The following is a 25,700-nucleotide window of genomic DNA, read 5'->3' on the forward strand; positions in this document are numbered from 1 at the left end:
ATTTTGTTTTATTGATATTTGGTTTCAGGCTTTGATTTCCATCCCGTTCTTGAAGGTTACCCGGATGTCATCTTTGCTGTAAACCGTGATGAAATCAACGAGGCTCTGAAACTGAGTCGCATTGAATTCTGTCACAAGGTCAGTCTGTTTCTGAAGGGTGTCAAGAAACTGCCGGATAGAAGAGCGGGCGAGTTCTTTTCTGCTGATTTCCGCCTCGGTGTCAGCGAGATTCTTTTTCGCTGTATTGAAGCGTTCCGTCAGAGCGTCATACCGTTTCTGGTATTCTGCCTGATCCTGCGGTTCCAGCGCGTTCTTCTTGATTTCCTTCTGCACCAGTTCAGCTGCGGCACTCATTTCGTCTTCATATTCTGTCCTTTTTCGTTCCAGTCCGGAAGTATTGTAAAGCGGTCCTGCGAGGATCTCATTATAATCTGCCAGAATCGATTTCTTGTCGGCGAACAGCTTGTTGACCGCTGAGATGTATTTTTCCTTGAGTTCATCATCCGTGAGGACTGGCGTTTTGCATTTCTCGCCGCCATCATACTTATGATTACACTGCCAGATCGTCCGGCGGTATTTGTCGTTGGAATGCCAGACCTTAGAGCCGTACCAGCTTCCGCACTGTCCGCATTTTACCTTACCGGAGAAAACATGAACGCCACTGTAGCGGTTTCTGCCGGGGCAGCGGCGCTTCAGTTCATCCTGGACCTGATCGAAGATCTCCGGATCGATGATTGCTTCGTGGTCCTTTTCAACATAGTACTGCGGGACCTCACCTTCATTGATTTTTGTTTTCTTAGTCAGGAAGTCAACGGTGAAGGACTTCTGCAAGAGTGCGTCACCCTTGTATTTTTCATTGGATAGGATGGCCTTTACCGTTCCGGCATGCCATTTCTGCTTGCCGCTTGGCGATGGAATATTCTCCTCCGTGAGCTTAGTGGCAATTCCGTAAGGCGTTGTGCCTTTCATAAACATTCGGTAGATCTGCTTTACAAGTTTGGCCTGTTCTTCATTGACTACCAACTCGCCGTTAGGCCCTCGGTCATAGCCAAGGAATCGTTTGAATGGAACAGTAACCTTGCCGTCAGCAAAACGTTTTCTCTGACCCCAGGTGCAGTTCTCGGAAATGCTTCTGGATTCTTCCTGCGCCAGCGAGGACATGATTGTGATCAGCAGTTCTCCCTTGCCGTCAAAGGTCCAGATGTTTTCCTTCTCGAAATAGCACTCGACGCTATGCTCCTTCAGTTCACGGATGGTAGTGAGGGAATCAACTGTGTTCCGGGCAAACCGGCTGACAGACTTTGTGACGATAAGATCGATCTTTCCGTCCAGCGCATCGGCTACCATTTGCTTGAATCCCTCGCGGTGCTTTGTGCTTGTGCCGGTAATGCCTTCATCGGTGTAGACTTTGACGAACTCCCAGTCGTTTCTTGCTTTGATGTATTTTGTGTAGTAATCGATCTGGGCCTCATAGCTTGTGAACTGTTCGTCGTGGTCGGTGGAGACCCGGGCGTAAGCGGCAACGCGGCGCTTCCTGTTCTCGCCAATGGGAGAGGAGGTGAAGGGCTTCAGGGTTGCCGGTATGGTTTTTACTTTCCGTTGTTGTTCCAAAACTTCTCACTCCTTATCTTTTTCATCTTCCTGCTCATCTGAGCTTTATATTCTGGAGTCCATCTCTCCTTCATAAGCTGCCTCATGTATTCTCTGGACACTTCGCTGCGAGGCGTGAAGGCCTTTTCCGGAGGAACGTAGTGCGTAGTTTCAACTCGTCCGTCTTTAAAGTGAAATTCCAGAAGATCTTTGTCTTTCACATAGATCACCTGGATCTGCTTTCTGAAAGCGGCCGCATCATATTCAGAAATTCCCATGATCTCGGCGATCTGCTTCTTCAGGACGTCCTCGCGTAATCCAACAGTTATGCAGCCTTTGCTGTGATCTGAGCAGCGCCAGTAGTGCATTTTCGGCTTGTTCGGATTGGAAGCAGGCTGTGTGCATCGGCGGAAATTGCAGCCGCAGGCAGCGCATTTGATTTTGCCGGAAAGCTCTGTCGTTCCCTTCGCATGCGGTTGCTCACGACGTTTTTTTGAAGTCAATGCACGGTATTCCGATGTCCAGCAATCCTGATGGCCGGTATTTGGTGCAGGACGGGTGACCTCCGTTCCATCTTTTAAGAAGAAGTGGAGCGTGTATTTCTCCGGCACTTCGATATGGTCGACCTTTTCAAGAAATACGGTCTCGTCAAATTCAGATAGTCCAAGCACTTCACAGCAGGCTTTTTCAAGAGCTTTCTGACTGATTGTGCCGCCGACTGGACACTTCTTGCCGGGAACCTGTTTTTTCTTCTTGCTGCCGCAGTTCCAGTATTCCTGTGGGTGACCTTTCTTCGTGCGGCGGTTGTGCATGTAGCTGACTCCGCAGTAAGGACACTTGATCTTCCCAGTGAAGCAGCAGGTGTTCAAGCTCTTGTTTGCCAGAGCACCAAGTTCCCTGCGTCGGAGCATTTCGTCCTGCACGTATTTCCATGTGTCGTAGTCGATGATTGCTTCATGGGTATTCTCAACGAAGTATTGCGGAAGCTCACCACGGTTTTTCCTGCGGTGTTTATTGATGGGATCCGAGATGAATTCTTTCTGAAAGAGCAGGTTGCCTGTGTAAGTGATGTTCTCCAGTATCTTTTTTATATTGGAGTCTTCCCATCTCGCACCGGATCTGGTCTTTATACCTTCCGCCGCGAATTCCCGCTCAGTCTCTAGTCGTGATTTTCCATCGAGAAAGTTCTGAAAGATCCGTTTTACAATTTCCGCTTCCTCAGGGACGGGGACTAATTTGTCTCCATCCCATTGATAGCCGTAGATCTGGAAATGACCGCTGGCGTTTGGCAGGCCTTCCTGCATGCGTTTGCGGATTCCCCATTTCACATTGTTGCTGATGCTGACGCTTTCTTCCTGCGCAAAAGAAGCGAGGAGCGTAAGCATCACCTCGCCGTCACCGGAGAGGGAGCGGATGTTTTCTTTTTCAAACCTGACCTCAACGCCGATGTCTTTCAGGTGCCGGACTGTTTTAAGAAGGTCAACGGTGTTTCTGGCAAATCGGCTGATGCTCTTGGTAAGAACAATGTCGATCTTTCCGGCATCGCAGTCAGCAATCAGCCGCATGAACTCCGGACGTTTCTCAGTGTTGGTTCCGCTGATGCCTTCGTCAGCGTAGATCCCGGCAAATTCCCACTTAGGATTAGACTGGATCAGTTCGCTGTAACGGGATACCTGCGCCGAGAGGGAATGGTGCAGCCGCTCGGTTTCCATGGACACACGGCAGTAAGCCGCGACCTTTTTCCGTTCCGGCAGGACCGGTTTCATCTTTTTGATTTCTGTAATTTTCTTCATGAAATCAGCTCCTTTCCGTGTCTATTCATCACTCAGACCCGCCGATGGTATCAAGCGTTATCTGAGAATAAAGTGCCGAAAACAGGGCGGTATTTGCGGAGCAGGATTGTATCAATTTCGTCGTATTCCGTCCGGGTGATGATGCCGGATTTCAGCATGGATTTTGCTGCCGACAGGCTCGCCTGGTAGTGGCGCTCGGCTTCGCATTTTTCTTTATTCACTGGTCAGCGCCTCCTTTGAATCTCGCTTTGATGTAGCATGCGTGAGAGCAGTATTTCCGGTGTGCGTTGCCATAGGCGGAAAAGGGTCTGCCGCAGCATGCGCAGGTGAAGTCATATACCGCTTTCCGATGCACCTGGTCCAGATGGCTGTTCCACCATTCCTGACGGCAGGCACTGCTGCAGAACCGGATATGTTTTCTTCCCGGAATCTGCCGGACAGGCTTTCCGCAGTTCGGGCAGAACTCAGCGGGTTCTTCAGCGGTTTTCTGCGCCGGGACACGCTTTCCGGCGAGGCCGTTTCTGCGGCAGTAAGACTTGACGGTATTCTTGGAAAGGGAGAGGGCTTCGGCAATCGCGTCATAGCTCATTCCCTGTTCTCTCATACGGAAGATACGGGTTTTCTGTTCATCGGTCATGGATGAGCACCTCCTTCATGTCTTCCGTCCTCAAAAAGACGGGCAAAACGCACCCCTTCGGATTAAAAAGTGCGTCTGCCCGTCAGAAACGTCAGTCTTTCTTATAAAATTCGCATTCGTAGCCGTCCGCACGGAGCAGAAGGCCGGGTGCCCACGGAGGAGTTCTGCCCATCTGCTCGCAGACCGCGTCGACGGATACGTCCATGCCGCATTCGATGATCAGCTCATCGTGCACATGAGCGCAGATAAAGCAGTGGGAGAGCGTCCGCATGGCGTAGCAGAGAATGTCGCGGCTGATCGCCTGGGTAATGTTCTCCACGATCTTCGGACCGTATGATTCGATGCGTTCCCACTTCTTCGTGGATCCAATTCCCATGTATGTGATGGATTCGCCGCCATACTGATTCGGCTGGATCATCGGCTTCACGTAGGCCAGATCTCTGCCGGAAGGAAGATGGATAAAGAGCATCTGGCTTTTGTAGAAGAACCGGATTCCTCTGACTTCCCGGGTTCCCTTTGTCCGGATAACCTCCTTCACAGCACGGTCGACGTCCCACCAGAACTTTGTAATATGCGGATTGGCGGCACGCCATGCGTCCACAATCGGCTGAAGTTCCTCTTCCTGCAGTCCCATGTCGAGCGCTCCCATCGCCTTCAGAGCGCCGACGGAGCCGCCATAGCCGCAGGCGAGAACCGCGATCTTACCTTTCTGCCGGAGCTCACCGTTGATGCCGTGTTTGACGACCGGCTTATGGAACATCGCTGATGCCGTAGCACAATAGATATCTTCTCCTCTGGCAAAGGAGTCCATCGTATGCTGTTCACCAGAGAGATAAGCCAGGACTCTTGCCTCGATGGAAGAGAAGTCGCTGACGATGAATTTCATGCCAGGACGGGGAATAAAAGCAGTCCGGATCAGCTCGGACAGAACGTTCGGAACGGAATCATAGAGAAGATCAAGAGAGTCATAGTCACCGTTTTTTACGAGGGCTCTTGCCTCCGCCAGATCCGGCATGTGGTTCTGAGGAAGGTTCTGTAACTGAATCAGCCGCCCGGAAAATCGTCCGCTGCGGTTTGCCCCATAGAACTGGAACATTCCTCTTGCTCTGTGGTCCCGGCAGGCAGCGTTCTGCATGGCCTGATACTTCTTTACAGAGGATTTGGCAATCTGCTGACGGAGCTTTAACACTTCCTTCAGATCATCCGGAGCAGTTTCCAGAAGGGATGCCACAGCCTTCTTGCCAAGGGTATCTGTCTTAAGGCCGTGGGCACTCAGCCAGTCCTTCATCTGCACGACAGAGTTCGGATTGGAAAGACCGGTCAGCTTCTTGAGCTTCTCGGTAAGAGAGGCTCTTGACCGGCTGTCAATTGCAATGGCCTGTTCTGCCATCTCAAGGTCTACAAGAATGCCCCTGTCGTTGATCTCCTGATCGATGTGGTATTCCTCCCAGACAGATTCCGGGACAGGGAAGTTACGCAGGTGCTTTTTGATGGACATTTCCACCTCGACATCGCGGCGGTTGTATTTCTTAAAGACCTCCCATTTATCCGGTGCGTCAGAGGGGAGATTCCTTGTTCTGCCGCTGTTCGCCTTTCTCGGCTTGCACGGAGTGCAGAAGTAGCGGAGGAGTTCCTTGCCTTCTGCCATTTTCTGTTCTTCGAGATCTAATGCCTCGCCGACGCCTTTCAGAGAGAGGGGAAGGCCAAGATAGGCAGACCAGATCATGGAACAGCGCCAGGATGCCGGGTCGAGGTAATTTCGGACGCTGTCTTCCGGAATACTGTAGGTGACAAAGCGCTCCGGGTAATATTTCCTAAGATATGCGGAAAGACAGATCCGTTCAAAACTTGCATTAAATGCCCACTTTGTCACTGTTTCGTCTGTTAGTGCATCCAGAACATCTTTAGGAACAGTATCGCCGGCAGTCAGATCCAGGACGGTTACCGGATCATCATCTCTGGCAAATCCGAAGAGAAGAATCTCAAAGGCCGGACTTTCTGTGTACCGGTACACACCAGACTTGTTCAGATCGACGTCTGAGAATGTTTCGAGATCGATACTAAGTGATTTCATAATGTGTCTCCATAAAAAAATAAGCGGCGGGAATTCTGCCTCCCGCCGCCGTTACATGTTGCCGTTATTCAGTTGTCAGTGCTTCAGATCTTCGAGAGCAGCCATGCGTCTTTCGTGGTATTCCTTGTCCCACTGCTGTTTTTCCGCTGCGAATTCCTTGTCACGCTCTGCAGCGGCTGCCTCGTTTTTCATCTTCTGGTCGTGCAGTTCCTTCTCAAACGCATCGTCGCGCTTTGTATTCCGGATGGAAATCACGACCATAATGATCGTGAGTCCCAGTCCGCCGAGCCCGAAGAGGGCGTAGATGATGTAGAGAACTGTATCAAGAATGTCTTTCATATCGTTGCCTTTCTGCTATTAGCCAAGAAAATCATCATCGCCGTTGTTGTCGGAGAAGTCGGAGAAATCATCAGCTGCGCTGCTGTGAGCACCCAGAGGCTCGCCGTCTCTGATCTTCTGGATATTTCCAAGACCACAGGCCACGCCCTTGTTTCCGTTGGAGTTGAAAGCGTAGAAAGTGACAGATACCCTTGCATAGCAGCCGCTGTAAACTTCGCTGCGATCAAGAATCGGCTGAACATGAGCATCAACGATCTGGGGCGGAGTGGTGCTGTTGGCATTGACGAAGAAGCTGTCCTTGTAGGCCTCGTCATCACGCTCAATATCACCGTCGCGGAGAGGGAGCTTGATCGCAGCCTTGTTCGGCTTCTTGCCGCCGAACTTGCTGATGCCGTCCTCGATAGCGGCATCGACTGCCTTGTTGATGGCGTCAATCGTCTTCTTGTCGGACTTCGGGATGATCAGCGAAACGCTGTACTTTTCCTTGCCGCCGTTGATGGACTTCGGTTCCCATACATTTGCATAAGAGAGTCTTACGATACCGGTTACGACTTTTGTAGAATGATTGTTAATAGGCATAATTAAATTTCCTCCTTGAATTCGTTATGAACATCATCTGCCATTATTTCCGGTCGCCCGTCCGATCTCGGTACGAGCGTCGGTTTGCCCGGCGGCTTCATCACAAGTCCGCCAAGGACTTCATGGAACGTTTTCTTACCCATCAGGCGTTCCATTTCCGTGATGGGGATGAGGCTTCTCCTGTAAATGTCGGTATAGCCGGCATTCTTCGCGGCCTCTGATACAGCCTGCTCATCTGTGTACTTTCTCTTTGAGCGTCCCTCGACAAGTTTGTAGGTTTTCCACTTCTTCCCATGTTCGGCAGCTTCATCTGTGGCATACTGCATCAGATCTTCAGCCCATTTCATCAGTGGATCGAGATCGGGAAGGATCTCATCAATCTCTTCATCCGAGAGGAGGGGTGGCTTCTGGAATTCGTACTTTGCGAGAGCGAGCTGCTTTTCGGCTCTTGCACGGCACTTGACTGCTGCTTTGCAAAAGCGGCACCAGTCGCCGGAGCAGTAATCGCCGAGTCCTTCATTGGCCAGAGCAACTTTAGGTTTTAAGACTTCATCTGCCCATTCCCTGAGGTGTGATACCGTGGTGTTCCAGGTCGAAATATTGTCTCGTCTCGGCTGGAAGATGGTCAGCGATACTTCCTCGAAGTTGTACAGATCTCCGAAGAGATCCAGTGCGCCGAGTGCATAGAGCATCATCTGCGGGTTTTCTTCTGACTCCACGAGCACTCCCTGACCGTACTTCAGATCAATGACATGCATCCTGTTATCGGAAACAATGATGCAGTCGCTGGTCCCAAAGCCATGCGGAATGTAAGCTGAAAGGTCAAGTTCGATCTCCGTGTAAGCCTGAGCATCACTGCAGGTCTGTCTTTCCTTGCCAAGCTGCTCCATGACAAAGTCGCGGTAATCGTCAGTGCATTCCTCCATCTCGTCTGTGTTGTAATCAGACACCGGACGTTTGCTGCGACGCTTGAGAGCTCGCTTTACTTTGTGGTCAGCAAGGGCATGAGCGGCAGTTCCTTCCGCTGAAGCAGGAGAGCTGGTATCACTGAAGGACTTCTCGAGCAGTGCGGAAGGCGTACAGTGAAGCCACCTGTGTGCACTGGAAGGAGAGAGCATTGCGTGATTAACCGGCATTCCCGATCACCTCAGCTTTCTTCAGCATTTCCCTGTAGTGCGAGGGATCGACCGCGCTGAGCTTCTCTGCACCGAATGAGTGGATGAGATCGCGGACCTGGCTTCCATAGCCTTCGCTGCTCTTTGCAGAGAGAACCGTGCGAACTTCCTCGAGTGTCACCGGCTTTTCATCCGGTACGTTTTCTGCAGACGGGGCCGTTTCCGCTTTAGGATTGGCGGGGCTTTCTACACCTGTGAGCTTTTCAATGTGGTCGGCTGTTCTGCGGAAATCTTCTGCGATTGCCTTAAGCAGTTCTTCCTGAGTCATTTGTTTCGCCTCCTTTCATTTCATGGATTTCTACTGACTGGACGCTCTGACCAGGAGAGAGGATTAGTACTTCCGTGTTTTCCCCGAAGAGAGCTGTGAGGAGTTTCATCGGAAGGTGGCGGACACCGCTGCTTACTACCTTTGTCCTGCGTCCGGAGCTGTCCGTGACGTTGATGCGGATTCTGTGTCTGAGTTTCATGTCATCACCTCGATTCTTTGTTGTTCTCCCTTCATGTCTTCCGTCCTCGAAAGGAGGGGAGAAACGCACCCCTGAATGAGAAAAAATAAAAAAGCCTGCGGGCATCCGAAGAGGATACCTTCAGGCAAGGAACAGATATTTATTGAACGGTATAGACAGAGTGGTATAGAATCAGATTAGAGAACAACAAATCAGAATTTGTATTTAGTAAAATGCAGACAACACCACGGATCGGCTTTTGGCTGGACAATTCCAACCAAACACCGCAGCAGACAGTAGAAACCATTCTGAACGTTAGGAAGCCGGTATGATTGTTACATATAAGGGGAAGAAAAATTTCTTTTAGATACTTGTTTTCCTAAAACTGATGTGATATAATTCAATTCCAGAAAAGGAGTAAAAAATATGCGGCAAGGTATTCTTAAATAAAACTATAATCAAATAGTGGGAACAAAGGATTATGATAGTCCCTTTTGTAGGGGCTTAGTTTTTTGTACCCAATTTAAGAATACTTTTGCCTTATCAATTTTGACATATCCCCAAAAACAGCACTCACAAACAGGTGTATGCTGTATATGTGTATGTCCGCAAATTATCATCCCCAGTGGTAAAAGTATTTTACTGCTGGGGATTTTTATGCCCTTCGGGGCAGTAAAAGGAGGACAATCACATGAAAATAATCAATATTGGAATTCTTGCCCATGTAGACGCTGGAAAGACGACCTTGACGGAGAGCCTGCTATATGCCAGCGGAGCCATTTCAGAACCGGGGAGCGTCGAAAAAGGGACAACGAGGACGGACACCATGTTTTTGGAGCGGCAGCGTGGGATTACCATTCAAGCGGCAGTCACTTCCTTCCAGTGGCACAGATGTAAAGTCAACATTGTGGATACGCCCGGCCACATGGATTTTTTGGCGGAGGTGTACCGCTCTTTGGCTGTTTTAGATGGGGCCATCTTGGTGATCTCCGCTAAAGATGGCGTGCAGGCCCAGACCCGTATTCTGTTCCATGCCCTGCGGAAAATGAACATTCCCACCGTTATCTTTATCAACAAGATCGACCAGGCTGGCGTTGATTTGCAGAGCGTGGTTCAGTCTGTTCGGGATAAGCTCTCCGCCGATATTATCATCAAGCAGACGGTGTCGCTGTCCCCGGAAATAGTCCTGGAGGAAAATACCGACATAGAAGCATGGGATGCGGTCATCGAAAATAACGATAAATTATTGGAAAAGTATATCGCAGGAGAACCAATCAGCCGGGAAAAACTTGTGCGGGAGGAACAGCGGCGGGTTCAAGACGCCTCCCTGTTCCCGGTCTATTATGGCAGCGCCAAAAAGGGCCTTGGCATTCAACCGTTGATGGATGCGGTGACAGGGCTGTTCCAACCGATTGGGGAACAGGGGAGCGCCGCCCTATGCGGCAGCGTTTTCAAGGTGGAGTATACAGATTGCGGCCAGCGGCGTGTCTATCTACGGCTATACAGCGGAACGCTGCGCCTGCGGGATACGGTGGCCCTGGCCGGGAGAGAAAAGCTGAAAATCACAGAGATGCGTATTCCATCCAAAGGGGAAATTGTTCGGACAGACACCGCTTATCCGGGTGAAATTGTTATCCTTCCCAGCGACAGCGTGAGGTTAAACGATGTATTAGGGGACCCAACCCGGCTCCCTCGTAAAAGGTGGCGTGAGGACCCCCTCCCCATGCTGCGGACGTCGATTGCGCCGAAAACGGCAGCGCAAAGAGAACGGCTGCTGGACGCTCTTACGCAACTTGCGGATACTGACCCGCTTTTGCGCTGCGAGGTGGATTCCATCACCCATGAGATCATTCTTTCTTTTTTGGGCCGGGTGCAGTTGGAGGTTGTTTCCGCTTTGCTGTCGGAAAAATACAAGCTTGAAACAGTGGTAAAGGAACCCACCGTCATTTATATGGAGCGGCCGCTCAAAGCAGCCAGCCACACCATCCATATCGAGGTGCCGCCCAACCCGTTTTGGGCATCCATCGGACTGTCTGTTACACCACTCCCGCTTGGCTCCGGTGTACAATACGAGAGCCGGGTTTCGCTGGGATACTTGAACCAGAGTTTTCAAAACGCTGTCAGGGATGGTATCCGTTACGGGCTGGAGCAGGGCTTGTTCGGCTGGAACGTAACGGACTGTAAGATTTGCTTTGAATACGGGCTTTATTACAGTCCGGTCAGCACGCCGGCGGACTTCCGCTCATTGGCCCCGATTGTATTGGAACAGGCATTGAAGGAATCAGGGACGCAGCTGCTGGAACCTTATCTCTCCTTCACCCTCTATGCGCCCCGGGAATATCTTTCCAGGGCTTATCATGATGCACCGAAATACTGTGCCACCATCGAAACGGTCCAGGAAAAAAAGGATGAAGTTGTCTTTACTGGCGAGATTCCCGCCCGCTGTATACAGGCATACCGTACTGATCTGGCCTTTTACACCAACGGGCAGAGCGTATGCCTTACAGAACTGAAAGGGTATCAGGCCGCTGTCGGTCAGCCGGTCATCCAGCCCCGCCGTCCAAACAGCCGCCTGGACAAGGTGCGCCATATGTTTCAGAAGGTAATGTAAAGATACATAATCGTCAAGACGGCAACAATCAGAAGTTATGGAGGGTAACAATGGAATATAGTAAGGAAGATTTAATGGAAGCAAAAAAGCAAATTTGGGGAGTGGGAGAGAACATGGGAACAGAGGAAAGTAAAAAAATCTGGGAGGAGAACGCACAATTTTGGGATAATGCAATGGGTGACGAATCTAATGAATTTCACAGAGAGGTAGTGCGTCCCAAAGTAACGGAACTTCTATCTCCTAATCCTGCGGATTACATTTTGGATATTGCGTGTGGCAATGGAAATTATTCTTCGTATCTTGCACAAAGAGGCGCTTCGGTTGTCGCTTTTGATTACAGCAAAAAAATGATAGAATTGGCTAAAAGACGGCAATCACAATGTCGTTGTCGCCCTGGGCGCTGTCCACGCCGTCATTGATGGCGATAAAGCGGACGCCTTTCTTTGGGAAGGTAATTTCTGTAAATAGGCCCACTTGCAGATAATTAAGTCCCAGGCGTGAGAGGTCTTTCGTCACGACCGTCTTGACCGCGCCGCTCTCCACAGCGTCCATCATCTCGGTGAAGCCGGGCCGCTGGAGTTTCACAAAACAACCCACTGATTCGTAAAGGAGAATGTAACTTCATGTTTGCTAAAAATTCAAAGGCATATTCTGTCTACCTGCTGATCCGATTTGTCTTTTCCCTGGCGGTTTCTATGGCCACAGTGCTTTCCATCGTGTACCACCTGGAGGTGGTGCAGCTGGATGCTTTTCAGCTTGTCCTGGTGGGGACTGTTCTGGAAACCTCCTGCTTTCTGTTCGAGATACCCACCGGTGTGGTGGCGGATTTGTATAGCCGTCGGCGCTCGGTGCTGATTGGAATGTTCCTCTACGGCCTGGGCTTTCTGATGGAGGGTGCGCTGCCGTGGTTCGCGACGGTTCTGCTGGCCCAGGTTGTCTGGGGTTGCGGTGATACCTTCATCACCGGCGCTCTGGAGGCGTGGATTGCCTCGGAGGAAGAGGACAAGCCCATGGATAAGGTGTTCCTGCGTGGCAGTCAAATGGGGCAAATCGGCGGCGTTCTGGGCGTGGTGCTGGGCACACTGCTGGGAAACATAAACCTGCAAATGCCTATCATCTTGGGGGGCAGTTTGTGCTTGCTGCTGGGGCTGGTGCTGGTTCGCATCATGCCAGAAACCAACTTCTCCCCTGCTATTGAGGAACGGCAGGGCTTGCTTAAAGACTTTGTCTGCCTGTTCAAGCTCAACCTGGGCTTTGTGAAAGGCGCACCTGTGTTGCTGGCGCTCTTAGCAATCACACTGTGCGGGGGACTTGCCAGTGAAGGCTTTGACCGGCTCTCCACCGCTCATTTTCTGGATGACACGGTAATACCCGTTATCGGGCCACTGAACAGCGTCACTTGGTTCGGTGTTATCAGTCTTATCGGCAACGGCTTAGGTATTCTGGCTTATCAGTTGCTCATCGCCCGCATGGAGAAAAAAGGGACTGTCAGCCGAACCAGTGTGGTCATGTCCACCAGCGCCGGGTATATCCTGTGCCTAGTTCTCTTTGCAGTGGGGCGGAGCTTTTGGTTCATGTTGTTGATGTTCCTCCTGGCGGGGCTTATGCGCACCATCAAGGAGCCGGTGCTGGCCGCCTGGATGAACGACCATGTGGAGGAGAAAATGCGCGCCACAGTCTTTTCTACCAGTGGACAGCTGGACTCTTTCGGGCAGATCATCGGCGGGCCTATTGTGGGGCTGGTAGCCCAACAGGTGTCCATACCCTGGGGGCTGGTCTGTACCGCTTTCCTGCTGTTGCCCGCGCTGTTCTTAGTGCCGGTGGCGGGAAAGAAGCGGGATTGATATGGCATAGTTAAGTTTACTGACGAGCGGGAGATTACTTCCGCTCGTCTTCATTTAGCAGCGCAAAATTTGAGGACTCTTTATTTCCTTATTTTCCTCTGTCAGAGTATCCGATGCCAAGATCTGGCTCATCCGCCTGCAGAAGTATCAGGGCAAGAAGTTCAGTACACTTCATAATTACAGAGGAGTTCTGCGACCTGCTTTTCAGATGGCTATGGATGATGAGCTGATCAGACGTAATCCATTCCAGTTCGAGCTTGCAACGGTACTGAAGAATGACGGTAATAAGAGAGAAGCACTGACCTATGAGCAGATGAATGCTTTCCTGGATTTTGTGAAGAATGATCCTCATTTTTCACGTTACTATGAAGGAATATACATTCTCTTTCATACAGGACTGCGTATCTCAGAGTTTGTTGGACTGACTAGAAAGGACATTGATTTTCAGAATCATTGCATCCACGTGGATCATCAGCTTGTCAGATATTCTGATATGAGCTACCACGTAGAGACTACCAAGACCACCAATGGTGTGCGAGATGTCACCATGACAGCCGGAGTAGAGGCTGCTTTCAGGGCAATCCTTAGTAAGAGGAAAAAGTCCCAAGGCAGAGCCTATGATCGACAGGCATTCAGGCTTCCTTTATCTGGATAAGAATGGACAGCCCCTGGTAGCTCTTCATTGGGAGAAGTACTTTCAGTGGATCCTCAGGAAGTACAACAATACCCACCAGGTATTGATGCCTAAGGTCACTCCCCATGTGTGCCGCCATACCTTCTGCAGTAACATGGCCAAGACCGGAATGAATCCGAAGATGCTTCAGTACATCATGGGACATGGAGACATCAGAGTGACATTGAACACTTATACTCACGTGAAATATGATGATGCATTAGCGGAGTTGAAACGTGTCGGTGTGGTCTAAGAAGGGGTATCGCTTTGGCGCTAACACCAAATTTTAGCACCAAAAAAGCACCAAATTTTGCAAAGATTTTGCAAAAGGATAAGGATGTTTTGAGAAATTTTGTCCGAAAATGACGTTTATGAAAAGGCGGGCAAGCCCAGATTTTACAAGGGTTTGAGACGTGTTAAGAGAGGTTGAGAAAGCATGATAAAAGTGCTCATGGTCTGCCACGGCAACATCTGCCGTTCGGTAGCTGCACAGTACATTTTTCAGAACATTATTAATATGAGAAAGATCGCGGATCGTTTTCTGGTGGATTCCGCGGCAACCTCGACGGAGGAAATTGGGAGCCCCGTGTATCCGCCGATGGAGCATGCGCTCCGGCAGAGCGGGGTTCCGATTGGAAATCACCGGGCAAGGAGGCTTCAGAAATCGGATTATTCGAAGTACGATCTCATTATCGGAATGGATGAAGAGAATGCTTATTACATGAGGCAGATTCTGGGGGAAGATCCGGAGAATAAAGTGCATTTTCTGATGGAGTATGCGGGTCAGCCGGATAAGCGGATCGACGATCCATGGTATACCAGAAAATTTGATCTCTGCGTTTCGGAAATCACGGAGGGATGCATCGGTCTTCTGGAGCATCTTGCGGGACAGATGCCGGGTGGGTCCCGGTCCTGATTTTCCGTTTTCCAATGTTAGCATAAACGAAGAGGAGCGGAGTTCTCTTTTCAGCTGTCTTTTCTGAGCGCATATCTTTCATCTCAGGTGTAAATCACAACTCACAACTTAAAGGCCGCGAACCGTGCGCTGATCATCGTTGCAATGAAGATCGAACATTTGCGGCTGGATATGTTCTCTGCCGCGGGCGGTTATTCCGTTCGCGGCGTTCTTTTTTCTCAGTTCTCCCGGCGTGCAGCTGAATTTTTTCCGGAAAAGCCGGCGGAAGAGCTTGTAGTTTGTAAATCCGTGTTTGTCGAGGATTTCGTAAAGACGTAAATTGGTGTGAATCAGATCCTCATAGACATAAGATAAGCGCACATCATTCAGATACTCGAGATAAGTCTGCCCCATCAGACGTCTGAACTTCCGGCAGAAGTACTCCGGCTGAAGGTGAGCGATGGAAGAAACCCTGTCGATGGAGATCGGTTCCATATAGTGATCGTGAGTATAATCGATGACCGGAGTGAGGGCTTTCAGCATTTTCGCTGAGGCAGGTAGAACCGTTGGTGCCACAGGCACACGAAAATTATGGTACAGCTCATACAGGAGCTCAAACAGGAGACTGTTGAAGCGGAGAAATCCGCCTTCGGGCTGAATATCCTCGACGACAGCCATATTCTCCAGAACGGTTTTGATCTGCAGAAGTTTTGTCTGGTGCCTGGGATCGGAATTGTGCGTTTCAAGATCGAAATAGCAGTGATCAAAATCAGGGATGTAGCGGCTGAGAAACGCAGTCGGGAACTGAACAAGGATGGAGTCGTTGCCGAGACTTCCGTTCGTTGAGTGTATGACACAGGAGTTGATGATGATGCAATCCCCCTCATCCAGACGCGTCTCATGATCATTTTGTGTGACAAAAAGCGTTCCTCTTGTAATATAGATCATTTCCACGGAATTGTGCCAGTGGCGTTCGGCAATGTCATAGGAATCGTGAAAGATTTCAAACAGGACATCCCGGTTCGGATTAGTATGCACGATTTCATGGGTGACAGACAGATTTTTCATTTCTCCACGTTCCTTTCAGCTCACAGACACAAGGAAGCTCTGCTATGCCATTTCTTTGAGAATATCACGTCCGGTACTTTCCTTCAATGATTCCCATCGGGTTTGCTGAAATTCTGATCGGGGGGATTTTCAAGCATCACCAAAAGTCAAAATCGACCTATTTTTTACACAGAAATATATCTGTGAGGCTCTCATTTCCGGAAGTATTATAGATGCAGTTGAGAAGACAGCGTGAGTTTAAGACGTCCTATCCGATAAAAAGTGATTGTCCTATGAGGAGGAAAAGGTATTCTTGCGCTGATGACAAATAAGTACTGGGTGCTTCTTGTCATCAACATCTTTTCTACATACTTCATGATGTCGACATTTTTGGATCCGTCATCTCTCTGCTTGGATTTGCTCTTACCGGATTTGTCGGTAAAAATGTGGCTGCGGTCGTTGCGCTTTCTGCGATAAAGGGCATCGGATTTGGTTTCATGGGAGGAAGCATGTTCGGGATGCTGCAGGACGCGATCACATTCGGAGAGTGGAAACAGGGCTTCAACATTGCCGGCATGGGAAATGCGGCTTCTTCCTTCTGTATGAAGATCGGTTCCGGTGTGGGTACTGCTGCACTTGGATGGATTCTTGGAGCAGGAAAATTTGACGCTTCTCTAGCAAGTCAGACGGCATCTGCGGTTACTTCAATCAGGACATCTTTCATCTGGATTCCAGTGATCACATCCATTGTGTCGCTGATCTGCATCCTTCTTTTTGATCTGGACAAAAATATGATAAAATTGCTTCAGATCTTGCGGCCGGAAAGCATATGAATGATTAATGCGACTGGATGCGATTCCGAAGACAAAAGGTATAAGGATGAAGTGCGAGGGCGCAGAATCTGAATGTGTGCGGACGCTGCGACAGACGGATGATGCAGGCCCCTGTGGGATTGCGGCGGGGCGAGGTACGAAGCGAGCCGCAGGTTATACAGCCGGTGACACAATGTAGGGTGTCGGGGCTGAATGATTAAGTCACGTTTGAAGATCAGAATTTTCAAACGTGACTTTTGTGAATTCAGGAAACTACTTTTATCAGACAGGAGGACAGAAATGATTCACAATCCGATACTTCCGGGCTTTAACCCGGATCCATGCATCTGCCGGAAGGGAGACGACTATTACATCGCAGTGTCCACCTTCGAGTGGATGCCGGGAATTCCGATTTACCATTCCAGGGATCTTGCGCACTGGGAACTTCTCACGCACGTCCTGACGGATGATGTACAGGTGGATCTTAAGAAACTTCCGAGCGCGAAGGGAATTTGGGCACCGTGCCTTACTTATTGTGAATCGGAGAACCTTTTCTACGTGGTTTACGGCGTCATGAATTCCATGAATGCGCGGTACTTTGATGTGGATAATTTTGTTGTGACAGCGGAAAAAATTACCGGACCCTGGAGTGATCCGGTGTATCTGCATTCGGCCGGCTTCGATGCTTCGATGCTGCATGACGATGACGGAAGGAAATATGTGGCATCCCTGGAATGGGAGACGCGGACAGGATATGAGGAACCGGGGGTGATCTGTGCCGTCGAGTACGATCCGGACGCGGGACACATCATCGGATATCCGAAACGGATATGGAGCGGTGCGACGGATCGCGGGTGTATTGAGGCTCCGCACCTGACGAAAAAAAACGGATGGTATTATCTGATGTGTGCCGAGGGAGGAACGGGATATAATCACGCGGTCACTATGGCACGTTCACGGAACGTGTTCGGCCCTTATGAGCCGGATCCGCTCGGGGCGATCGTGACGAGTCAGCCCGGAGTATCGAATGAGAGGGCGGACGCGGATCACCTGAAGCCGAAGTATTTTAATCCGGATTCTTTGCTGCAGAAGTCCGGACATGGAAGCTACGTCGATCTTCCAGATGGCGAAACCTATCTCGTTCATCTGACCGCGCGTCCGTGGATCATCCGCGACACAGAGGAGGAGCGCAAGGCAGCTTCTCCGTATGCGCCGAAATGGCCGGCCGGGTATATGCCGGAAGGCATTCTGGATCTAAGGTGTACACTTGGCAGAGAGACTGCAATCGAGAGGATGACCTGGACCAGGGACGGATGGCTGCGCATGGCGGATGGAACGAATCTTGCGAAAGAATATGTGCCGGAGCCGGATCTGCCGCAGACACAGATGCAGCCGGTTCCGGAGAGAGATGATTTCGACAGCGGTACCCTCGGAAACTGGTATTATTCGCCACGGGAGATGCCGCAGCGTTTTGCGGATGTGAAGACAAGGCCGGGCTTTGTCCGGCTTCGCGGTCAGGAGAGTCAGGCATCGCTGAACAAGGTGAGCCTTCTGGCAAGGAAGCTGACAGGGATGCATGCCAGAGCCGTCACTGTTCTTGAATACAGCCCTGAGGTTTATCAGCATGATGCGGGTCTCATGCTATACTATGACAATATGAACAACCTGTATCTTCGAAAATATTACAGTGAGACGCTGCATTCGGAGGCACTGGGGATCATACAGCTCGAAAATGGTCACAAGACAGAATATCAAAGCACGAGGACGGCGCTGGAAAAGGGACGTCCGGTCTGGATGCGGATGACGATTGATGGACGGAAAACTTTCTTTGAATGGAGCTATGACGGATCACTCTGGAAGCGGATCGGAAAGGAATGGGATACTTCTGTTTTTTCCGATGAGTACTGCAAGTATGGTGAGTTTACCGGGACAATGGTCGGGATTTTTGCCAGGGATTCTATGCTGCATGAAAAATGTGCGGACTTCGATCGATTTGATCTGACGGTCACTGAGGACGGAGAAATGTGAAGGCAAAGAGGGGAGGTTTTGGATGAAACAGAAAGATATCCTGTTTGGGTGTGCGTATTACCTGGAATATATGCCGGAGGACCGCATGCGGGAGGATTTGCGGATGATGCGGGATGCCGGGATGAATGTCATCCGCATCGGCGAATCTACCTGGTCCACCTGGGAGCCGGTTGAGGGGAGGTTCGATTTTTCTCTTCTGGACGAGATGCTGGATCTTGCGGAGGCGTATGAGATGAAGGTAATCGTCGGGACACCCTCGTACGCGATCCCTGCATGGCTTGCGGAAAAAAGCGATGACATTATGGTTGAGACATTAGAGGGAAAAGCAAGGTACGGACATCGCCAGCTCTTCAACATTGCGAGTCCGACGTTCCGGTTCTACATTGAGCGGGTGATCCGGAAGATGCTCGGGCATTGTGCCGGCAGAAGCTGCGTGATCGGCTATCAGATTGACAACGAGACGAAGCATTACGGCACCGCGGGTGCCGGTGTGCAGGAGATGTTCCGGGAGTATCTGAAGAAGAAATACGGTACGGTGGAGGAACTGAATCGTACCTTTTACCTCCGGTACTGGAGTAATTCCATCGGCCGGTGGGAGGATCTTCCGGACATGCGCGGCTGTATCAACGGCGGTCTGGCCTCGGAGTTTGAGGCGTTTCAGCGCAGCCTTGTGACGGAGTATCTGTGCTGGCAGAGGAAGATCATCGATGAGTACCGTACACCGGATCAGTTTGTCACGCACAACCTGGATTACAACTGGAGAAAATTTGGCGCGAAGATCTCACAGGACGGGTACTCTTACGGGGTGCAGCCGGACTGTGACCACGATAAAATGGGACGCGCGCTGACGATTGCAGGGACGGATATCTATCATCCGACACAGCATGACCTGACGGGTACTGAAATCGCCTTTGGCGGAGATGAGATGCGTGGGATTATTCCCGGAAGCAGGAATTATCTGGTGCTGGAGACAGAGGCACAAGCCTTTCGGGAGTGGGTTCCGTATCCGGGACAGATCCGCCTGCAGGCATACTCTCATCTGGCGAGCGGGGCATCGATGGTGGAGTACTGGCACTGGCATTCGATACATAACGGATACGAGACCTATTGGAAGGGACTTCTCAGCCACGATTTCGCACCGAATCCGACATATCTCGAGGCCGCCGGGATCGGTCACGAGTGGAAGCGGATCGGAGCAGAGAACCTGATCATTACGAAGAAAAACCGCGCGGCCATGATCGTCGACAACCGGACGCTGACCGCCTTTAAATGGTTTCCGATTGATAAAGACCTAAGCTACAACGATATTGTGATGGAGACGTATCGTGAATTGTACGGACTGAATATCGGTGTGGATATCCTTTTTGAGGATCAGATCACAGGAGAAGACTGCCGGCCGGACGGCGGCACGCAGAAGAACGACAGGCGCAGCCTGGACGGATATGACCTCATCGTGATTCCATCGCTTTATTCTGTCTCTGAGGAATTTATCCGGATTATCCGGAACTGGACAGAGGCAGGCGGAGTGCTCGTCGCCACGTTCCGCTCCTTCTTCACGAACCGCTCGCTCAGTGTGTGGACGGATATCCAGCCGCATCACATGACGGATGTCTTCGGGGTTAATTACCATCAGTTTGTGAACCCGGAGCGGCTGACGGTGAACGGATTGGAAGTGAATCACTGGGCGGAACTTCTGATTCCGTGCGGCGGAATAACTGGAAGTGAAGAGAGCTGCAGCTCAGAAACAGCAGAAGAAAAGGACGCAGCTGCGAATGTTTTGGAAGCTGCAGAGAATAGGGATGGTACTGAGGCGGTTTTGGAGGACGCGGAAACCGGGTGCCGCGAGGATGGCTTTCAGGTACTCGGTTGGTATGAGCATCCGTACTGGAACATCTATGCGGGCATCACGAGAAACCGGTTCGGTAAGGGAACAGCGTACTATATCGGCTGTCATACAGATCCGGAGCAGCTGAAACGAATTCTTGCACGGGCGTCCGCAGATGCGGGAATATGGCTGCCTCATTATGAAAATAAGGAGACAGCGGACGCGGAACAATATACCTGGCCGGTGATCCTGCGCAGCGGCGTCAATGCGAAGGGACAGACGGTTCATTATCTCCTTTATTACGCAGAAGATCCGCGGGTGGTACACAATCCTTATGACACGGTGACAGATCTGCTCAGTGGCAGAAGATATGCTCCGGGAGAGAAAATAGAGCTTCGGGACTGGGACGTAAAGGTGCTTCTGGAAAGCTGAAAGTTATAGAACTTTCAGGCTGAGCCTTCAGCTCTGAGGAGCTGACCGCGCACTGGAAATCGCTGATCGAGAAATATCCGGTATGACCGATTGAGGACGGAATGGATTCCCCAAGTGCGAAGGTAATTAATATTCTGTTCCATTTTGTATTTCAAAGTGGTTTTTTTCAAATGTGATCAGTCCTTCGGATTTCATTTTTCCCAGTTCTTTTGAGAGTGCGGTCCGGTCGACATTCAGATAGTCAGCAAGCTGCTGGCGGTCAAAGGGGATGTCGAACCGGTGGCCGCCGCTCTGTAGGGCTACCGAATTCAGGTATGCCAGTACCTTGCCCCGGATGGTTTTGGGTGAGGTGTGGAAACTGCGGCCGGACAGAACAAGGTTTTTATGTGCGGTAACCACAAGAAGGTTGGTCAGGAACTTCCGTACCCAGGGGTGTGTGGTCGAATCGGTTTCTTTCAGGACATGAATTTTGAGGAAAAGAATCCGTGAGTCTTCATTTGCCACGACATCTACCAGCAGAGGTTCGTTATGCAGAAACGCATAGGTCTCTGCAAAAAAATGGCCGGAACCGACGTGACTTAAGATGGTGCGGTTCCCCCACATATCGTTGTTTTCTATTCTTACGCTTCCCTCCAGGACCAGTCCCATTTTGTCGGTTTTACTTCCGGCCAGAAGGATGGAAGCGTCTTTTTTGTATAAAAGCTCGCGGGCTTGAAGTGCCAGCAATGCATCGTGAATTTCTTCTTTGCTTAATCCCTTGAAAAGAACGTTTTTCGAGAGCATTTCTTCATTCATTTTCGTCTCCTTAGCCGCAGAAGGGGGCTTCATCAGTGCAAAACAGGACTGTGAAAGGCTGCCTTGTATTGGAAAGTGTCACACGGTTGAAAAAAATAATTATGTGGTAATGACAACATACTTCTGCTTTTTATCCTACTATACTGTCCACAGAAAGACAACAAGTGACTGCCGCTGTATTCCAGGCTGTACAAAGGTCTATGTAATCCGGGAGGCAGCAGAGGCAAAGGAAGAATGCCCTTTGGGGCGATAGAGGAGGTTTATTGATGGAAAACAAGATGTTCTGTTATCAGTGCCAGGAAACAGCGGGATGTAAGGGATGTACGATCTCCGGTGTCTGCGGAAAGAAACCCGAGGTTGCCCGTATGCAGGATCTGCTTGTGTATGTGACGAAAGGACTTTCGTGTGTGACAACAAGGATGCGCGAGGAAGGGATTCCCGTGGAAAAGGATGTGAACCATATGGTTACAAGAAATCTTTTTATCACGATCACCAATGCAAACTTTGACAGGGAAGCGATTCGCAAAGCAGTTGAGGAAACGCTGGCAGTAAAGCAGGATCTTCTTGGAAAGCTCGAGAACAAAGAGGGACTTCCGGAAGCCGCATTCTGGAATGGCGCGGAGGATTCCTTTGACGCCAAGGCGGCAGAGGTTGGCGTACTTTCGACCAGGGATGAGGATATCCGCTCTCTTCGCGAGCTGATTACCTATGGTTTAAAAGGACTTTCGGCCTATTCCAAGCATGCAAATGCGCTGCTTCAGGACAATGAAGAAGTGGATGCGTTTATCCAGAAAGCACTTGCGAAGACTCTGGATGATTCTCTTGGAGTAAACGATCTGGTGTCTCTTACTCTGGAGACCGGTAAGTACGGTGTAGACGGTATGGCTCTTCTGGATAAGGCGAATACAGAGGCCTATGGGAATCCGGAAGTGACACAGGTTGACATTGGTGTCCGTAAAAATCCGGGTATTCTGATCTCCGGTCATGACCTTCGCGATCTGGAAATGCTTCTGGAACAGACGAAAGGGACTGGTGTAGATGTCTATACACACTCCGAGATGCTTCCGGCACATTATTATCCGGCATTTAAGAAATATCCGCATTTCGCAGGAAATTACGGAAATGCATGGTGGAAACAGAAAGAGGAGTTTGAGAAGTTCAATGGTCCGATTCTGATGACGACCAACTGTGTGGTGCCTCCCGCAGAGAGCTATAAGGACCGCCTCTGGACGACCGGAGCGGCAGGATTCCCCGGCTGCAGACATATTGACGGCACATATGGCGAGACCAAGGATTTCTCTGAAATTATTGCCCAGGCAAAGACATGTCCTGCTCCTACAGAGATCGAGACAGGAACCATTACCGGCGGATTTGCACATGAGCAGGTATTTGCGCTTGCGGACAAGGTTGTAGACGCGGTCAAGACCGGAGCCATCCGGAAGTTTGTTGTAATGGCAGGATGCGACGGAAGACACAAGACACGGGAGTACTATACAGAGTTTGCGAAGAGACTTCCGAAGGATGTGGTGATTCTGACAGCAGGATGCGCGAAGTATAAATATAACAAATTGGATCTTGGCGATATTGGCGGAATTCCGAGAGTTCTGGATGCGGGTCAGTGCAATGACTCCTATTCCCTGGCACTGATCGCCTTGAAACTCAAGGAAATATTCAAGCTGGATGATATCAATGATCTTCCGATCGTGTTCAATATCGCATGGTATGAGCAAAAGGCCGTCATTGTACTCCTTGCGCTTCTGTACCTGGGTGTAAAGAATATCCATCTTGGACCGACGCTTCCGGCGTTCCTTTCTCCGAATGTGGCAAAGGTGCTGGTGGATAACTTTGGAATCGCGGGAATTGGAACTGTGGATGATGATCTGAAGCTTTTCTTTGGAGACGAGGCATAAATAAGGCGGAAGAGCTTTTCCATGACAAAGAGGATTCCTGCGCTTGTTAAAAGGTTCCTTGAGTTACAATATTGTCAGGTCGATGTCCGGAGATTTCCGGGTGTCGGCCTGGTTCAGTTTATCCTGCAATTTTTCCTTATTTGATTATCGGCATTCAGGATATCGGAATAAGTGAAATAAAAAAGAATGTATACCTGGCCGGTGATTCTGCGCAGCGGCGTTAATGCGAAGGAACAGACAGTTCATTATTTCCTTTATTACGCAGAAGATCCGCGGGTGGTACACAATCCTTATAGCACGGTGACAGATCTGCTCAGTGGCAGAAGATATGTCCCGGGTGAGAAAATCGAATTGAGGGATTGGGATGTAAAGGTGCTTGTGGAGAGTTGAAATTTGCAGGCCGGATCAGGCAAAGACACCGGAAATCTTTGCCTGACCGCCTGGAGTCGATTATAAAATTCCGATGTCGAAATAAGATTCCGATGCTGAAATAAGATTGCGGTTGACAATCAAATGCTGTTAGTGTACACTAATAATTAGTTAGAGATACCTAACGCGCAAAAGGCTGATGATCCTGAATTTTCGCTGCTTGTCATGATGTACAACAACAGAAATGATCACCAGATGCCAACTGGATAAAGCTATAGCAGGACAGAAAACTATTGTGGATAGAACACTATAGCAGGGCAGAAAACTATTGCAGGATAGAACGCAATAACAGGATAAAAAGCCGTTTCAGGAGTGAAAGCAACAGGAATGGTTACCAGTTATGTCTCAGGAAGACAGGAGGAGACGATATGCTGAAACATTTACAGATTGAAAAGGTGATTGGACGAGAGATCATAGATTCCAGAGGCAATCCCACGGTTGAAGCTGAGGTGATTCTGAATGACGGAACTGTCGGAAGAGGAGCCGCGCCCAGCGGAGCGTCTACCGGTGAATTTGAGGCGATTGAGCTTCGGGACGGAGACAAAGAACGATTTGGCGGAAAGGGCGTGTCTAAGGCCGTCAACAACATAAACACAATCATCAATGATGCAGTCAGAGGACTGGACCCGCAGGATGTATATGCGGTAGATAACGCGATGATCAGAGCGGACGGTACGCCAAACAAGGCGAAGCTGGGAGCAAACGCAATTCTTGCGGTATCCATCGCCAGCGCGAAGGCTGCGGCAGAATCTCTCGGGATTCCGCTTTTCCGCTTCCTCGGGGGTGCAAATGCCAACCGTCTTCCGGTTCCGATGATGAATATTCTGAACGGCGGGGCGCATGCGACGAATTCAGTGGACACTCAGGAATTCATGATTATGCCGGTGGGAGCATCTTCCTTCCGCGAGGCACTTCGCTGGTGCACAGAGGTCTTTCATTCACTTCAGAAAATTCTCAAAGCGGAGGGAAACACCACCGCGGTCGGAGATGAGGGCGGTTTTGCGCCGAATCTGAAGGATGATGAAGACACCATCGAGCATATTCTTCAGGCAATCCGTGACGCAGGTTATCGTCCGGGTGAGGATTTTGTTCTCGCCATGGATGCGGCATCCTCTGAATGGAAGAGTGAGAAGGGGAAGGGATATTATCACCAGCCGAAGTCCGGCAGGGATTTCACGTCTGAGGAGTTGATTGCGCACTGGAAATCGCTGATCGAGAAGTATCCGATCTGGTCGATTGAGGACGGTCTGGACGAGGAGGACTGGGAAGGCTGGCAGAAGATGACGGATGAGCTCGGAGACAAGGTACAGCTGGTCGGCGATGATCTCTTTGTGACAAATACAGAGCGGCTTGAGAAGGGAATCCGGCTTGGCTGCGCGAATTCGGTTCTGATCAAGCTCAATCAGATCGGATCCGTGTCTGAGACGCTTGAGGCGATCAAGATGGCACATAAGGCTGGATACACGGCAATCACATCCCACAGAAGCGGCGAGACAGAGGATACTACAATCGCCGATCTCGCAGTTGCGCTCAATACACGCCAGATCAAGACGGGAGCACCCAGCCGAAGCGAGCGTGTGGCAAAATACAATCAGCTTCTCCGGATCGAAGAGGAACTCGGCGAATCTGCCGTATATCCCGGAAAAAAAGCATTTAACCGCTGAGAAAAAATCACAGAAATATAAGATCAAAGACAGGCAGGAGCCGGTTCCGTTTATGGAACCGGCTTTTCTGAACTTATTTTACTCTATCATGAGGAAAAGAAG

20 protein-coding genes and 3 pseudogenes are annotated in these 25,700 nt (G+C 50.2%); 11 read left to right on the plus strand and 12 right to left on the minus strand.

Annotation, left to right across the window (positions count from 1 at the left end; genetic code table 11):
* Positions 1–24 precede the first annotated feature (24 nt).
* The 9 genes from ACTQ1O_RS05400 to ACTQ1O_RS05440 all read right to left on the minus strand — a co-directional run bounded on the left by ACTQ1O_RS05400 (position 25) and on the right by ACTQ1O_RS05440 (position 8,455).
* A complete protein-coding gene (locus tag ACTQ1O_RS05400) occupies positions 25–1,611 on the minus strand; it encodes a recombinase family protein (protein ID WP_441486420.1) in 1,587 nt (528 codons plus the stop codon).
* Positions 1,590–3,383 carry a recombinase family protein gene (locus ACTQ1O_RS05405; RefSeq protein WP_441486421.1) on the minus strand — a complete coding sequence of 598 codons (1,794 nt, stop codon included), beginning with the start codon at positions 3,381–3,383 and terminating at the stop codon, positions 1,590–1,592. The genes ACTQ1O_RS05400 and ACTQ1O_RS05405 overlap by 22 nt, the downstream gene beginning before the upstream one ends.
* 50 nt (positions 3,384–3,433) lie before the next feature.
* Entirely contained in the window at positions 3,434–3,604 is a 171-nt protein-coding gene (locus ACTQ1O_RS05410; RefSeq protein ID WP_441486422.1) for an SHOCT domain-containing protein, read from the minus strand.
* A complete protein-coding gene (locus ACTQ1O_RS05415) occupies positions 3,601–4,020 on the minus strand; it encodes a helix-turn-helix domain-containing protein (protein WP_441486423.1) in 420 nt (139 codons plus the stop codon). The genes ACTQ1O_RS05410 and ACTQ1O_RS05415 overlap by 4 nt, the downstream gene beginning before the upstream one ends.
* Before the next feature lie 91 nt (positions 4,021–4,111).
* Complete coding sequence (locus ACTQ1O_RS05420) at positions 4,112–6,094, minus strand: DNA polymerase (protein WP_441486424.1); 1,983 nt, start codon at positions 6,092–6,094, stop codon at positions 4,112–4,114.
* A 75-nt stretch (positions 6,095–6,169) separates the two neighbouring features.
* On the minus strand, positions 6,170–6,433 hold the full coding sequence (locus ACTQ1O_RS05425; RefSeq protein WP_441486425.1) for a hypothetical protein: 264 nt from the start codon (positions 6,431–6,433) through the stop codon (positions 6,170–6,172).
* Between the two features lie 18 nt (positions 6,434–6,451).
* Positions 6,452–7,012, minus strand: a complete 561-nt coding sequence (locus tag ACTQ1O_RS05430) for a DUF2815 family protein (RefSeq protein ID WP_105305031.1) — start codon at positions 7,010–7,012, stop codon at positions 6,452–6,454.
* A 2-nt stretch (positions 7,013–7,014) separates the two neighbouring features.
* On the minus strand, positions 7,015–8,148 hold the full coding sequence (locus ACTQ1O_RS05435; RefSeq protein ID WP_331347904.1) for a DUF2800 domain-containing protein: 1,134 nt from the start codon (positions 8,146–8,148) through the stop codon (positions 7,015–7,017).
* Positions 8,138–8,455 (minus strand): rRNA biogenesis protein rrp5, encoded by a 318-nt coding sequence (locus ACTQ1O_RS05440; RefSeq protein ID WP_441486426.1) that lies wholly within the window; start codon positions 8,453–8,455, stop codon positions 8,138–8,140. Before ACTQ1O_RS05440 ends, ACTQ1O_RS05435 begins: the two co-directional genes overlap by 11 nt.
* Positions 8,456–9,324: 869 nt before the next feature.
* Here ACTQ1O_RS05440 and tet(W) point away from each other — a divergent pair.
* Both tet(W) and ACTQ1O_RS05450 read left to right on the plus strand, forming a co-directional pair.
* Positions 9,325–11,244 carry a tetracycline resistance ribosomal protection protein Tet(W) gene (gene tet(W), locus ACTQ1O_RS05445; RefSeq protein WP_441486427.1) on the plus strand — a complete coding sequence of 640 codons (1,920 nt, stop codon included), beginning with the start codon at positions 9,325–9,327 and terminating at the stop codon, positions 11,242–11,244.
* Positions 11,245–11,294: 50 nt separating this feature from the next.
* Positions 11,295–11,624: pseudogene (locus tag ACTQ1O_RS05450) on the plus strand (class I SAM-dependent methyltransferase); the annotation flags it as partial.
* A gap of 1 nt (position 11,625) precedes the next feature.
* On the opposite strand, the pseudogene ACTQ1O_RS05455 reads toward ACTQ1O_RS05450, so the two are convergent.
* Positions 11,626–11,820, minus strand: a pseudogene (locus ACTQ1O_RS05455) (recombinase family protein); the annotation flags it as partial.
* 47 nt (positions 11,821–11,867) lie between these two features.
* On the opposite strand from ACTQ1O_RS05455, the gene tet(40) reads away from it, so the two are divergent.
* From tet(40) to ACTQ1O_RS05470, 3 genes and pseudogenes are all read left to right on the plus strand, one after another.
* The gene (gene tet(40) / locus ACTQ1O_RS05460; protein ID WP_441486428.1) at positions 11,868–13,088 is read left to right on the plus strand and encodes a tetracycline efflux MFS transporter Tet(40); all 1,221 of its coding nucleotides are present in this window, start codon (positions 11,868–11,870) and stop codon (positions 13,086–13,088) included.
* A gap of 97 nt (positions 13,089–13,185) precedes the next feature.
* Positions 13,186–14,014 (plus strand): annotated as a pseudogene (locus ACTQ1O_RS05465) (site-specific integrase); the annotation flags it as partial.
* 183 nt (positions 14,015–14,197) lie between these two features.
* Entirely contained in the window at positions 14,198–14,677 is a 480-nt protein-coding gene (locus ACTQ1O_RS05470; protein WP_441486429.1) for a low molecular weight protein-tyrosine-phosphatase, read from the plus strand.
* A 108-nt stretch (positions 14,678–14,785) separates the two neighbouring features.
* On the opposite strand, the gene ACTQ1O_RS05475 is transcribed toward ACTQ1O_RS05470, so the two are convergent.
* Positions 14,786–15,724 (minus strand): AraC family transcriptional regulator, encoded by a 939-nt coding sequence (locus ACTQ1O_RS05475; protein ID WP_441486430.1) that lies wholly within the window; start codon positions 15,722–15,724, stop codon positions 14,786–14,788.
* 365 nt (positions 15,725–16,089) lie between these two features.
* Between ACTQ1O_RS05475 and ACTQ1O_RS05480 the strand changes: the two genes are divergently transcribed.
* The 3 genes from ACTQ1O_RS05480 to ACTQ1O_RS05490 all read left to right on the plus strand — a co-directional run bounded on the left by ACTQ1O_RS05480 (position 16,090) and on the right by ACTQ1O_RS05490 (position 20,800).
* Positions 16,090–16,536 (plus strand): MFS transporter, encoded by a 447-nt coding sequence (locus ACTQ1O_RS05480; RefSeq protein ID WP_441486465.1) that lies wholly within the window; start codon positions 16,090–16,092, stop codon positions 16,534–16,536.
* 279 nt (positions 16,537–16,815) lie between these two features.
* Positions 16,816–18,543 carry a glycoside hydrolase family 43 protein gene (locus ACTQ1O_RS05485; RefSeq protein ID WP_441486431.1) on the plus strand — a complete coding sequence of 576 codons (1,728 nt, stop codon included), beginning with the start codon at positions 16,816–16,818 and terminating at the stop codon, positions 18,541–18,543.
* A 22-nt stretch (positions 18,544–18,565) separates the two neighbouring features.
* Positions 18,566–20,800 (plus strand): beta-galactosidase, encoded by a 2,235-nt coding sequence (locus ACTQ1O_RS05490; protein ID WP_441486432.1) that lies wholly within the window; start codon positions 18,566–18,568, stop codon positions 20,798–20,800.
* Between the two features lie 126 nt (positions 20,801–20,926).
* On the opposite strand, the gene ACTQ1O_RS05495 is transcribed toward ACTQ1O_RS05490, so the two are convergent.
* On the minus strand, positions 20,927–21,595 hold the full coding sequence (locus tag ACTQ1O_RS05495; protein WP_441486433.1) for a Crp/Fnr family transcriptional regulator: 669 nt from the start codon (positions 21,593–21,595) through the stop codon (positions 20,927–20,929).
* 266 nt (positions 21,596–21,861) lie between these two features.
* Here ACTQ1O_RS05495 and hcp point away from each other — a divergent pair, with 266 nt between their 5' ends.
* The 3 genes from hcp (at position 21,862) to eno (ending at position 25,598) form a co-directional block, all read left to right on the plus strand.
* Positions 21,862–23,505 carry a hydroxylamine reductase gene (hcp, locus tag ACTQ1O_RS05500; RefSeq protein WP_441486434.1) on the plus strand — a complete coding sequence of 548 codons (1,644 nt, stop codon included), beginning with the start codon at positions 21,862–21,864 and terminating at the stop codon, positions 23,503–23,505.
* A 186-nt stretch (positions 23,506–23,691) separates the two neighbouring features.
* Positions 23,692–23,895, plus strand: a complete 204-nt coding sequence (locus ACTQ1O_RS05505) for a hypothetical protein (protein ID WP_441486435.1) — start codon at positions 23,692–23,694, stop codon at positions 23,893–23,895.
* A 410-nt stretch (positions 23,896–24,305) separates the two neighbouring features.
* Positions 24,306–25,598, plus strand: a complete 1,293-nt coding sequence (gene eno, locus ACTQ1O_RS05510) for a phosphopyruvate hydratase (RefSeq protein ID WP_441474303.1) — start codon at positions 24,306–24,308, stop codon at positions 25,596–25,598.
* The last annotated feature ends 102 nt before the right edge of the window (positions 25,599–25,700 follow it).

The organism is Bilifractor sp. LCP21S3_A7 (assembly GCF_052118825.1).
GTDB lineage: Bacteria > Bacillota > Clostridia > Lachnospirales > Lachnospiraceae > Bilifractor.